This is a genomic window from Mycobacterium sp. E2327 (assembly GCF_001672675.1).
Classification (GTDB): domain Bacteria; phylum Actinomycetota; class Actinomycetes; order Mycobacteriales; family Mycobacteriaceae; genus Mycobacterium.
The window spans coordinates 1-13,103 of the sequence record NZ_LZKE01000233.1 but is presented as its reverse complement, the minus strand read 5'-3'; the positions used below and the strand labels follow the sequence as shown (position 1 = coordinate 13,103).

Genomic DNA, 13,103 nt, shown 5'->3' with positions numbered 1-13,103 from the left:
ATCACCGGTGGCGGCACCGTGGCCGCGAAGGCGGTTTCGTAGGCGCCGGCGGCGATCTTGGCCTGGCTGGCGGCCTCCTCTGCCTGCGCGCCGGTCGCGCTCATCCACGCCACATAGGGAGCCGCCGCGGCCGCCATGGCGATCGAGGAAGGCCCCGTCCACGGCCCGGCGGCGAGGCTCTCGATCGTCGCGCCGTACGAGGCGGCCGTCGACTGCAGTTCCGTCGCCAACTCGTCCCAGGCCGCCGAGGCCGCCAGCATGGGCCCCGACCCCGCGCCGACATACATCCGCCCCGAGTTGATCTCCGGTGGTAGCGCCCCGAAATCCAACATCTATTTACTCCGCTCCCCTCGAGTGGCCGCCATGTTAGGCGCGGCTTGCCGGCCCGTCCGCAACCGCGCGGCAGCTCTAATGGAATCCATGGAATCCGCTGTTGAATTCACGCATTGATTGGACGTGTATGAGGACGACAGGGTTCCACACTCCTAATCACAATGTGTCAGCGGCGGCGGTCCGCCCGGCGTTCAGGCGGCGCTGCCTAATGTAGCGATCATCGTGATTGGAACGTATTCGTGGCACGTTCCAGGGATGTAATAGTAAAGTAAACGACAAGTGTCACCGCTCGAATATGCCTGTGAGAATGCTGCTGGTCAGCTAACGCCTGCCACCCCAAAAGACGTTGTCCAGGTTATCAGTAGCCGATTCCCAGCAACCGGCCAGAAATGGGGCTGAAGTTTGCCGTACTTTTCGCATAATAGGCTAGACGACCGGCGGCTGCCGGCCGTTAATCGTTGCTAACGCGGCGCAACAATTAATGTGCCCGCATTCGCCGCTATTCCACACCGTTAAGCAATTAACATATTCGACAAGTATGCACTGTCTTAATGCCAATAGTTCTCGAGTTCGCCAGCGCTTGTCGCGGGGGTTGGCTCGAGCGCTCACCGTGATTCTTGTGAAATTCAATTAATCCCAGGTCGGGCCGACAGCGCCGTCGGCGTTCGCCACGTTGCTCCGGACCGTCGGCATCCTTTGCCAGCGCGCGTTCGCCTTGGCCCTGGCATCCTCAGCGACTCCTTCGCCGAGTGGATAGTTTTTCGTCATCTGGTGCTTCCCTGAATTTCACCTAGCGTACGCATTTGCCGCTGGTGGAACGCTGATTTGCTGCTGGAAGTTTGCTGTGAGCCGGATGCGGCCGATTTGCGGTGCTCATCACCCCGGACAGGCGCCCGCGAGGCATGATCGCGAGGTTGCGGAAAGCTCAATCCGCGCGAGTAACCCGTGTGAGGTGAGCTCTAGCCGGCCGCCGGGGGCCGCGAGACGAAGGTAGGACGGAAGCCGTATTGCGGCACGGCGCGCCCGTAGGGTTGCGCACCCGTGGCCCCGATCGGCATGCCGGGCATGCCGGCCGCCATGGCCGGGGGTGCCACCATGGGCGTGCCGCCGAGCGACGAGGCCAGCGGGCCGGCCAGCGGCGCGGGCGCGGTCCAGCTCGGCGGCACCGACAGCGCGCCGATCATCGGCGCGTGGCCGACGCCGGCCGCCACGGCATTGCCGACGCCCTCGACGGCAGGACCGGCCGCCGCCGCACCGATCGCGTCGCCGACCGCTTGGCCCGCGGCGTCGGCCGCGTCGCCCGCGGCGGCCCCCTGGCCCAGCAGGCCCAGGAATGGGGCCAGCGTGTTGCTGGGCATGTAGAACCCGGACGAGAAGGCGGTGTTCCAGATGTTGGCGTTGGGCCCCCACTGTGCCCAAAGGCCGTCCAGCGTGGCGGATCCCGACCCGGATCCCGTCAACAGGCCCACGATCTCCGACGCAGGCGTCTGCGCCGATGCCGGCGACGCCAGCCCCTGCAGTGCGGAGGGCAGCGTGGACATCAGCTGTGCCAGCGTGCCCTGTTGCGCCCCGGCCGGAGTGGCGATGGCCTGGGCCACCGCGGCCGACTGTGCGTCAGGCCCACCGGGGCTGGTCGTCTGCTGCGGCTCGCTGAACTGGCTCAGCTGGGCGGCGACCGCCGACGAGGCGGCGTAGCCGTACATCGCGGCCGCGTCTTGGGCCCACATTTCGGCGTACTGGGCCTCCGTCGCCGCGATCGCCGGGGTGTTCTGACCGAGGATGTTGGTGGCGATCAGCGCCATCAGCTGGGCGCGGTTGGCCGCGATGACGGGCGGCGGCACCGTCTGGGCGAAGGCGGCCTCGTAGGCCGCCGCGGCGCCCTCGGCCTGTGCGGCGGTCTGCTCGGCCTGCTCGGCCGTCGTGCCCAGCCAGGCCGCGTATGGAGCGGCGGCGGCGGCCATCGCCACCGACGCCGGGCCGTGCCATTCTTCACCGGTCAGCGCCGTCAGCACCGCGCCGTAAGACATTGCGGTGGAGCGCAATTCGGCGGCGAGCCCGTGCCAGGCCGACGCGGCGGCCAGCATCGGGCCCGAGCCCGCTCCGGAGTACATCCGGCCGGAGTTCACTTCCGGTGGGAGCAGTGCGAAATCGAGTGCAGCGGTCATCGTTGGCCCCTTCCCCTAATGGGCCGCGCGGGTGGCGTGGGTGCTGATTGTGTTGTGGCTACGGCGAAGTCCGCCGGACGTGCGAAGACAAGCGACATCGGACTACTCCTCGCGGAAAGAGGGTGACCCGTGCCGGCCGGCAATTGTGGCTGGTTTCAGCGCAATTCACGGACGCGGTCCGCTAGGGCGGACGCGTCCGTACGAGGTCTGTCGGGGTTAGCCGTTCAGACGGTCAGAAAGGGGCCGGGGCCGGATCGAACCGAAATGGTCGATTTGGAATACGGACTATCGTCGAGACTCATTTCGCTCTCACCTCCTCACAGCCTGGGCACACGGGGATGCCGTTATGTCGCACACCGGGGAGAAGGGCCCGGGCTGAAACTCCCGGAGACCGCACCCCTCTCGTCAGAGCTTTGGCACCACACGGCGTATCCGATCTGAGCCGGAAGCCACTTGGGCTCAACCCTTAAGCCGGGAAGAGCTGTCCTGACCCTGGGCGTCTTTCGACGTTCGAGGTCAGTGGCCTGTATCCGTGCAGACGCCTCACCTAGCGAGGTGCTTGCACAGGCCATCGTGGCACCCGGACGGTAGATCAGTCAAACCAACTGCCACACGCTCGCAACAAGCCCGTTGTCACCCGGCGGCCGGCGGACGCGGCATCACCGTCACGCGGAAGCCGTAGCGGGGGCCGTGGCCGTAGCCACCTCCGGCCGTGGCGGCGGGCATGCCCGGCATACCGGGAATCGCTCCCGGGCCGGCCTGCACCGCGCCGGCGCCCGGGCCGACGGCGTTGGTCCAGCCACCCCCGGCGAACGTCGCCCCCGCGTGGTTCTCCACCTGGGCGGCCGCCGTCCAGGCTTGGGGCACGGACAACCGACCGACCAGCGTCGCCTGATTCGTGCCGCCCGAAATCGCTCCGCTCAGGTCGCCCGCTATGCCTGCCGGGGCGGCCCCAGGCGTCAACAGCGGCAACCATCCCGGATTCCCGGCGCCGGCGCCCATCGGTGGCAGCGCGGTGGCGCCGGGCGTCGAGGAGACCGCCACCGCGTTGATGTCCGACATCGCGGCCGTAACTGCCGGTTCGATGATGGCGGGGCTCACGTACCCGGCCGATACGAACCCGTTGACGAACGAGGAGTTCAAGAAGGTCCCGATCGCGTTGCCGTCCGCACCGTCCAAAAAATTCAGGATGGCGTCGAGGAATCCCGCCCCCGGGATGCTGGCCGCGGGATTCGCGGCGGCCGAGACCGGTGACGAGAGTCCTTGCAGCGCAGTCGGTATCGCGGACAACAGCTGGTCCATCGTCTGGGATCCGGTGCCCGCCGCGGTGCCGGTGGCTTGGCTGACCGCCGCGGCCTGGGCGGCCTGCCCGGCCGGATTGGTGGTCTGGATCGGTGGATCGAACGGCGTCAGCGTGGAGGCCGCCGCCGAGCTCCCCGCATAGCCGTACATCGCCGCCGCGTCCTGGGCCCACATCTCGCCGTACTGGGCCTCCGTGGCCGCGATCGCCGGGGTGTTCTGCCCGAGGAAGTTCGTCGCAACCAGCGCCGCGAGCAGGGCCCGGTTGGCCGCCACCTCCGCCGGGGGCACCGTCATCGCGAACGCCGCCTCGTAGGCCGCCGCCGCGGCCGCCGCCTGAGCGGACGCCTGCTGGGAGAGTCCCCCGGTGCTGGTCATCCACTGGACATACGGCTCCGCGGCGGCGCCCATCGAGGCGGAGGCCGGCCCCATCCACTCCTCGCTCGTCAGCCCGGTGATGACCGCGTCGTATGAGGCCGCCGTCGAACCGAGCTCCGCACCGAGCGCGGCCCAGGCCGTCGCGGCGGCCATCATCGGCGCCGAGCCCGGCCCGGCATACATCCGGGCGGAGTTGATTTCCGGTGGGAGTGCTCCGAAATCCATTGCCGCCACCCCCTTAACCGGCCGTCACGGTTTTGGCGGCCAGCATGGTCGCGTTGCGCTGTGATTTCCGTTGTGTTACAAAGAAATACATCGGACTTCTCCTTTAAAGAGCGGATAGTCCGACCCGGCTACGGGCAGGCGGCCGCCGAGCTATGTCGGGTGTTGCCGATTCAAACGGCGGCCAGCGCGCCACGACCGGATCGGAAAGAAACGGTCGTTGTTCTCATGCGTTAACGGTCAATTCGGCCAGTACGCCCACCTCCCGTCGTGGCCAGGGCGCTCACGGAAGTGCGCCACGGTTGCCCGAATCGGGACGAGACCCCCGGCGAAACCATGTGTGGGGCAAAAGCCGCCTGATTTCTAGGCGTCTTGCGACGATAGACCTAAATCCCCTTCTTAAGACCCATTTCCGCGGGGAAACTGTGCTCGGCGATGAGCATTGAGGATCATGGTGGCACCGGTGCCGACGCCCGGCAATGCGAACCGCTCATCCACCGAAAATTAATAGAAAGCTCATAGAACCCGACGGGGGTCCCGGACCGCGGCGGGAATCGAAATGCGAGCGGGGGCCACCGAAAGCAATTGCGGCCGTTCGCCAGTCGGGACTGCCCGAGCGGTTTACGACGGCTTCTTCTCGGCCACGGCCGTGCGAATGCCCTCAAGGAGATCCTCGGCGGTCAACTCCGTGAACCGGAGCAGCTGCGCCTCGCTGAACTCGCCGCTCGAGAGCACCGCGTCGAGGTCTTCGTCGTCGAGCCGGAAACTCCGGTGGTCGCGCGCCTTTTCCACCACGTTGCGCACGAAGCCGGCGTTGCCGAGCGTATCGATACCCCGAATCAGATCGCCATCTTCGGAGTAGCTCTCGTCGAGGTAGAACTTGGTGTACGACGGCAACAGCGCGTCGGCGGCCTCGTCGGTGATGACGTCCTCGTTCTCCCGGCCCATCAGCTTGGTCAGCGCGACGAGCTCGTCCGGGGTGTAGCTGAAGAACTCGATCACGGTCGAAAAGCGCCGCCGCAGACCCTGATTCACCTCGAGCATCTTGTCCATCGCCTTGGCGTAACCCGCGCCGAACACCACCAGCTCGTCGCGATGGTTCTCCATGTACAGCAGCAGCGTGTTGATGATCGCGTTGCCGTAGGGGTCGCCCTGGTGGTACCCGCTCTCGTGCAGCGTGTGCATCTCGTCGAAGAAGACGGCGCCGCCCAACGCCCCCTCGAGCATCTCCTCGGTGTTCTTCTCGGCGTCGGCCATGTACCGCCCCAGCAACTTGGTGCGGCTCGTCTCCACCACCAGCGGCTTGCGCAACACGGTGAGCCCGCAGAGCTGCTTGGTGAAGGCCCGCGCCACCGACGTCTTGCCGGTTCCGGGGGGCCCCAGGAGCAGGGTGTGGCGCGAGGTCACCGGAACGGGGAGACCCATCTTCTCCCGGGCCAAGTTGACCTTGGTGGTCGACTTGATGAGCTTGATTTCCCGCTTCGCGCGTTCCATGCCCAGCATCGCGTTGAGCTCGGCGTCCCCCTCGGCCAGATACTTGGCGGCCTCCTGGGCGTGGCGGAGGGCCTCCGTCTGCGCGCGTGTCGGCGCGCTGTCCGGATCCCATGGGTCGGTGCGGGCCTCGATCGTCTCCGGATCGGTCAGCACCAGCCGATAGTTGGGGTTGTCCAACGCTTCTCGGGCCGGGGCGAACTTCGGGTCGCGGGAGTACACCCGGCGCAACAGCTCGACGGCCTCCTCCTCGCGGCCGACGTGCCGCAGGCACATGCCCTGGGTGTACAGCGCGATGTTGGCCGCCCCCGGCACCCGGTCGCCCTCGACGGCGTCCTGGCCGCGCCGGAACGCCTCCTCGAACACGCCCAGCGAGGCCAGCGCGGTGGTCGCCATCGCGGCGCCCGCGGCCTTCAGCTCGGGGTGCCGCCAGGTCTTGCCCTCGGGAAATTGGACGAGCACGTCGGGCCAGCGTCCGGTGCGGAAGTACAGCACACCCCGCACGTAGTTGACGACTTCCTCGTCGAACGGATGCCGGGGCTCGACGCCGTCGAGCAGCTTCGCGGCTTCCTCGTAGCGTTTCGCCTCGGCCAGCACGGCCGCGTATGCGCACGCCAGCGACTCCACGCTGGTGACGGCGAGCCGCAGAAACAGCCCGTCGGAGACCTCAGGCCGGAACTGTAGGTCGGTCACGCCGAGGCGGCGCGTCTCCCAACCGAACGTCCGGACCGCCGCCCATGCGCCGGCGAGCACCTCGAGGCTCTGCTCGCCGGCCAGCATCCGCGCCAGCCAGGCGTCGCACATGCCCGGGTCGAGCGTGGTGGCCGTGTTGAACATCTGCGCAGCCACCTGCGGGTTATGGCTGGGCTGTAGCCCGTTGACCGAAATACCGGACGCCAAAAGCCCGGCGACCATTGCATTGCGGGCGTCTTCGGCGGTGGATTGCGAGCGCGTCATTGCGCCGCAGACACGCTCGCTGCGCTCTCCCGCTCCTGACCGACCGACAGCACCAGGTCGTCGTCGTCGAGCAACGGACGGCTGGGGACGATTAAGAGTGGGCGGGCCGCCGGGGCGGGCAGGCTGGCGCGTACCGCCGCCAATTGGCGGCCGGTGAGCCGGTTGAGTCCCGACCACACGCTCCTGGGCAGGCGGCGCTCGCTGTGGTAGCGCACCCAGGCCGACAACTGCGGGCGGCCGGCGCTGGTGTTCAGACGGATCGTGACGACGGCGGCGCCGACGTCGGGCAGCAGCAGGTCTTCCAGCGTCTCGGTGGTGATGTCCGACGGCGTCAACCAGAAGCTCGCGGCGAACCCGTTGAAGTGCTTGAGGTGCCGCCAGCCGGGGCGACTCCAGGTCGGTTCGAGGTCGGCCAGCACCGCGCTGTCGACCTCGGCGAGCTCATCGGCGGTCAGCGGCCGGGCCACGCAGTTTTGCCCGTCGAGGTCTTGGGCAAGCCGCTCGGTGGCCGCCACCAGGGTCGACGCGAGCGAGTCGCGGGCGGCCACGGCGGCGACGTTGCGCTGCGGGTTCATCCGCAGCACCAGCCAGGTGCGGCGCACAAAGGAGGTGGGCTGGTCGCTCACCACGCCCCACTCCTCTGGTCCCCAGTCGTCCAGCTTGGACTTCTCGGCCGCCCTGGACTCGGGGCCGCCGCGGCGCACCTTCATCGAGACGATGTCGATGCCGTCGAGGTGGATGTCGAACTGGCGCAGGCCCTCGGCGACCGCGTGCACCGGCAGGATGGCCGCCGTGTTCCGGTGCCGATGGCGGCCGGACGCGTCGTCCTCCCCGCCGTCCACCGAAATCACGCTCACCAGATGGCCGTCGTACTGGCGTACGCCGACCTTGTCGCGGCCGAACCGGCGCTGGTGGTCGATCGCCGGCGTGCAGCCGGCCGTGAGCGCGGTGCCCGGGTCGGCGGACCAGTCCCACAGCCAGGTGGCCAGGCCCGAGGTCACCGTGAGGCCGTGGTGGGTGACCAGGGACAGCAGCGTGACCACCGCCGCCAGGCCAACTCCGACCCAGAACGCGATGTGGTGCTCGCCCTGCCAGGAGGTCGGGCAGTGGCTGGCCACCAACAGGATCAGGATGTCGACGACAAACACCGCGGTGACCCGCGGCCACGACAAAGACAATCCGAAACTTCGCTGAGCCTTCATACCTATTGCTGCTCCGACCTCATTGCTGCTTCCGTGTTCGCTTCATGAACACTGCTATACCGAACACGGCGCCGCCGATCAGCAATGCGGCGGTCAACCCTCCGGCTGCCACCCATACTGGCACCATATCCCGGTGCGGGGCCGCCTTAGGAATGTTCAACGGTGCCGACAGTTGCTGTGGCGGCTTTGCTGGACCTTCCGGTACATCCCACGTCAACGCCGCCACCGGATCGATGACCCCGTAGCCGACCTGGTTGTCCACCCCGCGCGCCGGCGCCCGGGCGGTGCGCTCCAACCGGTTGATGACCTGATACGCCGATAGCTGCGGATATTTGGCGCGGACCAGGGCAGCCACCCCGGAAACGATCGCGGTCGAGAAGCTGGTGCCGGCCGGAACCAGCAGCGTGTTGTCCGGGCCGTCGATCGCGTTGATCAAGCCGTCGTCGCGCGGTGAGAGGCCGATGACGTCGGTCCCCGGTGCGGCGATTCCCACCCACGGTCCCGCGACGCTCGTCGTCCCCTGGCCCTGGCCGCCCTGGGTGAGCGGTCGGCCGTCGTTGTCGACCGCGCCCACCGTCAGGACGTAGTCGCTGAACCAGGACGGCGTCACCACGGTGCCCACCCCGGCCCAGTCGCGGGGATCCTTGGGCTGCATGGGATCGAAGGCCGGGTTCTGCTTGCAGTCCTTCTTGCTGGTGTCGCCCGCCGCCGCCACGATGACGACGTTCTTGTCGACCGCCGCGTAGCGCACGGCGGCGCCCAACGAGCGCTGATCGATGATGTTGCGCGAGCTCATGCAGGTCACGTCGGAGATGTTGATGACCGTGGCGCCCAGGTTGGCGGCGTGCACGATCGCCCGCGCCATGGTCTCGACGTCGTCGATCTTTGCCCGCGTCTGCGGGTCTTCGTCGCCGGTATAGGCGTCCTTGAGGCCGAAGGCCTGGCTGGACTGGCGGATCGCGATGATGTCGACGTCCGGGGCGATCCCGCTGTACGCGTCAGGGGCCGACGCCGGCGCCGGGGGCGCCGGGGGTGGGGGCGGCGGCTTGGGCGGGTCGAGTGGGAGCGTTTTGACCGGGTTGTCGACACCGATCACGTGCCGACCGCCGGAGTAGCTCGGTATCGTGACCGTCCCGCCGCCGTGGTTCGCCGACGGGGCCTGCCCGGGCGCGGGGGGTCCCGCCGCCGGCCCGGCCGGACCCGCGGGCGCGGCTGGTGCCGGCGGTGCCCCGAACGGCCCCGGCGGAGGTGATTCCGACGGGGGCGGCGCGGGGACCATCGTCACGGTCTGAGGCAACGGCGACAAGGTCACCGTCTGTGGCGGTGGCGCTTTCGGGGGCGGCTCCGTGGTGGGAATGGTGACCGGCTTGCGCGGTGCCGCCGGCGGCGTCGCCGCACCGCTGGCCGGGGCCGCACCGATCATCGACGCCACGATCGTGCCGTGCGCGTCGCAGTCCGACAGCCCGTCGCCCGACATGATGTAGTCGCCGCCGGGGATGAGGTGCGGAAACCGCGGGTGCGGGGTGACACCGGTGTCGATCACGGCGACCTTCTGGCCCGCGCCGCGGCCGAACTGCCAGGCCTCCTGCAGGTTCAGCATGTCCATGTACTTGGGCTGCAGCCGGAAGTCGGTTCCGGGCAGCACGCCGACCTCGGTGCAGTAAGAGTTCTGCTTCATCGGCGCCGGCGGCCCGGGCGGGCCGTCGGGCGGCACCGCCGCGGGATCAACCGTCGGCGGCGAGATCGCGTAGGCGGGTGGCAGACCGGCTAGTGCACCTGAAGTCAGCAGGAGTGCGGCGACGGCCGCGCGGGATGCGCGACCGCGCCACACCTTGCTGCTAGCGATAACGGATCGCGGCATAGACATTCATCAGCCACAATGCCAACGGGAAGATCGGCATCAGGCACAGGTACTCGATGTATTCCACGAACTTGCGGAACAGCGGGCTGTAGATGGTGTTGGGCACCACCGCCGCGGCCGTCATGCCCGCGGCCGGCAGCAGGACCAGGATCGCCACGCTGATCGACACCGCCAGCGGAGACTGCAACCCCAGCGCGTAGCGCACCACGATCGCGGTGACGATGAGCACCGACGTCGCGGCCAGGGTGATCGCCTGCCAGCGGTCCACGTACGAGCGGCCGCGGAGCATCAGGAAGCCGGCGGTGAAGCCCGCCAGGATCAGCGGCAGCCAGCGCTGGAACGTGTGCGGGTCCGACAGCGCGGTCAGCGACACGATCATCAGCACGCCGAGCCCCAACAGCAGGCCCGAGAGGAACGAGCGGGCGCGCTCGGCCTGCAGCACCACGTCCCGAACGGACGCCGGCCCCTCCAGGACCGGGGCGCCGCCGTCGGCGCGCGTCACGGTGGTGGGCAGGTCCGGTCGGGCCTCGAACACCCACCGGCTCGTGGCCGACGGGAAGACGGGCAGCCGGATGCCGGCCAACCGCCGGGACAGCGCGGGCGCGGACTGGTAGCCCAGCACGCAGACCAGCACCACACAGCTGAAGTTGGTCACCGCGCTGGTGTTCGCGACCATGCGCGCCAGGCTGGCGATCGCCGCCACGGCGCTGATGGTCACGATCGCGGTGTAGATGGCCAGCCGGCGACCGGTGAAGCGCAGGTTGAGCGACGCGCCAACCGCCAGCACGCCGAAGCCCAACACCGCTTGCGGCGAACCGACGCCGCCGGGCGGGGCCGAGGCCGCGGCCACCGTGAGCGGCGCGAGGCCGCTCAGCAGCATGATGTCGGCGACCAGGCGGTCCGAATCGGTCTTCGCCCGCATCGCCAGCATGACTGCCACCGTCAATGCGATCGCGGCGATGATCGACGCGTACACCGTAGGCAGCCACGAGTTGTGGTGCCAACGCCACCAGCCGAGCAGACCCGACGCCACGGTCACGCCGATCGCGACCATCGAGGCGCCCACCTGGACGGCGACGACCGGGTCGATCGCGGCGAACCGCTTGCTCAAGTTTGCCGAGACCGCGGTGGAGATGTGCTCGATGACTTGCGACCGGTGCTCGGTGTCCGGCAGGAACCGGATCCAGAGCCGGTCGCCGTCGTAGATGTCTTGCTCGGTCAGCGACTGCGTGGCCCGCAACGGCGTGCCGTCGACGAGGCACAGCGACCACCTGCCGCGGCCGGTGGCCTCCAGCGGGGTCTCGCCGAGTTCCCGCAGCCGGCTGTTGACAACCTTCAACAGCGGGTCGGTCATCACCGAGACCGGGGCGTTGGCGTCCAGCAGGACGCCGATCTGGACACCCTCGCCGGCCATGACGCCGACGACTACCGCCCGAGGCTGTGCAATTCCCTCGATGTCTGCCTGTAGGGCATCAGCTACGCCGACTGCGGTCATCGCCCTGCACCCCCTGCCATTGTGAATGTGTAACCCCGTGTCGCCAGGCGCTCGAACGCCCCGGACGCCTCACTCGCCGAGGCGCTAAGGCCCCCTGAGAGGTACAGCCTGACCATTTCGGATTTCATCTGCCTCGCCTTGCGCTAAGGAGTTGTGGTGACACTGCTTTGAAAGATTTGCTGTGATGATTCTAGAGAAGTATGCCGTCTTCGCATCCCGACCGCATGTTGTCGGCAAAAGCGTTGGTAAAGTTTATGTTTCGCGCCCATGTCACACCCTGCTGTGGGTTTTCCACTCGCCGTAGGGCAGCGTGTCCAGGACGGTCTTGATGCCCACCTGCACCAGTTGCGGGGTTGCCGGACAGATCGCCAACCAGGCCTCCCCCGAACCCGCCGTACGCGCTTGCTGATACAGCGCGATGCGGCCGCCCGAACCGTCCTTCAGCGACAGGACCGAGGCACTGGGTCCCTTGGCGTCGTCCCGGTATTGGCGCGCGTAGACGGCGACCTCGGCCGCGGGGTCCGACAGCGCTTGGCCCAGCGCGGCCACCGTCGCGGCGCTGATGCCCATCCGCCGCAGGTCTCCCCCGGAAAAGACGTTGAAGCCGGATTCCTGCCAGGACTTGGTCGCCTCCAGCATCTCCTCCAGCGGCACGTTGACCGCGTTGATCGCGGCGGGCTCCGCGTGGTGGATCGACTCCAGCCCGTCGATCACCAACGACGCGATCGAGGCGCTGTCGGCGACGGCGACGTCGTCGACGGTGATGTCACTGCCCACCCGGACGGCCGACACCCAGTGCTGGCCGCGGCGGGCCAGCACCACGCGGAACTCGTTGTCGGGGATGTCGCGCGAGCCGGGGGGCTGGTTCTCGTCGTCGACGACTCCGTACAGCAGCTTCCCCCGCGACAGCAGGGCCACGACCTCGAGGTCGGGCGCGGCGAGGACCCGCATTCGAGCCGCGACTTGTTCGTGCACCTCGTCGCCGACCACGATGCCCTGCTCACGCATCACCGCCATTCCGGGGTGTTCGTTGAGCCAGTCGCTCGAGTCGGTGGACACGAACGGGCGGCAGCGCAATTCCGGCGCGACGTGGCGAATGTCGAGCAGCGCCTGAAGCATCCAGAAGCCGTCGACGTTGACGGTGATGTCGGTGCGGGTGCTCTGTTGGTCCATCGATAGCCTCAGAAGTGGTCGAAGTTACGGAAACCGCAGGACGCGGCAGCACACCGAAACCTGGTGTGCTGCCGCGCCTGAAGTTGCGAGCTAGGCCCAGCTGGAGCCGACGGCGCTGTCCGTGCTGGACATGTTGCTGCCCGCCGTCTGCACCTTCTGGCCGTGAGCGTTGGCCTGCTCGTAGATCACCTGGAAGTTACGACCCAACTGGGTGATGAACTCCTGGCAGGCCACCGAACCGGCGCCACCCCAGAAGTCACCAGCAGCCAGCACATCGCGAACGATGGCCTGGTGCTCGGCCTCCAACGACGCGGCCTGGGCGCGAATCGTCGCACCATGGGCATCCACATCGCCAAACTGGTAATTGATTGTCATGTTGGTGTTCTCCTAACGTCTCAAAGGGTACGGAAGCTGCGCTTTTCGCGCTAGCTGCCGAGGATTTGCTGCGAGGCCTGCTCTTGCTGCTCGTAGTTGTTCGCGTCGCGGATCAGCCCGTCGCGCACACCGTGCAGCATGTTCACGATGTT

The 13,103-nt window shown here is 68.0% G+C and carries 9 protein-coding genes, 1 pseudogene and 1 riboswitch; all 10 genes and pseudogenes read right to left on the bottom strand.

The window, feature by feature from the left end; translation table 11 throughout:
- Nucleotides 1-329: PPE family protein (locus A5712_RS27130; protein ID WP_156766793.1), on the bottom strand; the 329-nt coding region annotated here is incomplete at its 3' end.
- Nucleotides 330-1,292: 963 nt separating this feature from the next.
- Nucleotides 1,293-2,498: a PPE family protein gene (locus A5712_RS27125; RefSeq protein ID WP_068112675.1), complete on the bottom strand. Its 1,206-nt coding sequence runs from the start codon at nt 2,496-2,498 to the stop codon at nt 1,293-1,295.
- 390 nt (nt 2,499-2,888) lie between these two features.
- Nucleotides 2,889-3,060: riboswitch (M-box (ykoK) riboswitch) on the bottom strand.
- A gap of 71 nt (nt 3,061-3,131) precedes the next feature.
- Nucleotides 3,132-4,400 (bottom strand): PPE family protein, encoded by a 1,269-nt coding sequence (locus tag A5712_RS27120; protein ID WP_068112672.1) that lies wholly within the window; start codon nt 4,398-4,400, stop codon nt 3,132-3,134.
- Between the two features lie 618 nt (nt 4,401-5,018).
- On the bottom strand, nt 5,019-6,845 hold the full coding sequence (gene eccA / locus A5712_RS27115; protein WP_068112669.1) for a type VII secretion AAA-ATPase EccA: 1,827 nt from the start codon (nt 6,843-6,845) through the stop codon (nt 5,019-5,021).
- Complete coding sequence (gene eccE, locus A5712_RS27110; RefSeq protein ID WP_068112666.1) at nt 6,842-8,047, bottom strand: type VII secretion protein EccE; 1,206 nt, start codon at nt 8,045-8,047, stop codon at nt 6,842-6,844. Before eccE ends, eccA begins: the two co-directional genes overlap by 4 nt.
- 19 nt (nt 8,048-8,066) lie before the next feature.
- Nucleotides 8,067-9,908 (bottom strand): S8 family serine peptidase, encoded by a 1,842-nt coding sequence (locus tag A5712_RS27105; RefSeq protein WP_068112663.1) that lies wholly within the window; start codon nt 9,906-9,908, stop codon nt 8,067-8,069.
- Entirely contained in the window at nt 9,886-11,403 is a 1,518-nt protein-coding gene (gene eccD / locus A5712_RS27100) for a type VII secretion integral membrane protein EccD (protein ID WP_068112659.1), read from the bottom strand. The genes A5712_RS27105 and eccD overlap by 23 nt, the downstream gene beginning before the upstream one ends.
- A 270-nt stretch (nt 11,404-11,673) precedes the next feature.
- Nucleotides 11,674-12,576 (bottom strand): ESX secretion-associated protein EspG, encoded by a 903-nt coding sequence (locus A5712_RS27095; RefSeq protein WP_067012971.1) that lies wholly within the window; start codon nt 12,574-12,576, stop codon nt 11,674-11,676.
- A gap of 90 nt (nt 12,577-12,666) precedes the next feature.
- Nucleotides 12,667-12,951: a WXG100 family type VII secretion target gene (locus A5712_RS27090; protein WP_067004763.1), complete on the bottom strand. Its 285-nt coding sequence runs from the start codon at nt 12,949-12,951 to the stop codon at nt 12,667-12,669.
- 50 nt (nt 12,952-13,001) lie between these two features.
- Nucleotides 13,002-13,103 (bottom strand): annotated as a pseudogene (locus tag A5712_RS27085) (WXG100 family type VII secretion target); the annotation flags it as partial.

What these genes read in the sequence shown, in the direction of transcription:
- A5712_RS27125 (WP_068112675.1), bottom strand. Translation starts at nt 2,498, where the DNA reads ATGACCGCTGCACTCGATTTCGCACTGCTCCCACCGGAAGTGAACTCC.
- A5712_RS27120 (WP_068112672.1), bottom strand. Translation starts at nt 4,400, where the DNA reads ATGGATTTCGGAGCACTCCCACCGGAAATCAACTCCGCCCGGATGTAT.
- eccA (WP_068112669.1), bottom strand. Translation starts at nt 6,845, where the DNA reads ATGACGCGCTCGCAATCCACCGCCGAAGACGCCCGCAATGCAATGGTC.
- eccE (WP_068112666.1), bottom strand. Translation starts at nt 8,047, where the DNA reads ATGAAGGCTCAGCGAAGTTTCGGATTGTCTTTGTCGTGGCCGCGGGTC.
- A5712_RS27105 (WP_068112663.1), bottom strand. Translation starts at nt 9,908, where the DNA reads ATGCCGCGATCCGTTATCGCTAGCAGCAAGGTGTGGCGCGGTCGCGCA.
- eccD (WP_068112659.1), bottom strand. Translation starts at nt 11,403, where the DNA reads ATGACCGCAGTCGGCGTAGCTGATGCCCTACAGGCAGACATCGAGGGA.
- A5712_RS27095 (WP_067012971.1), bottom strand. Translation starts at nt 12,576, where the DNA reads ATGGACCAACAGAGCACCCGCACCGACATCACCGTCAACGTCGACGGC.
- A5712_RS27090 (WP_067004763.1), bottom strand. Translation starts at nt 12,951, where the DNA reads ATGACAATCAATTACCAGTTTGGCGATGTGGATGCCCATGGTGCGACG.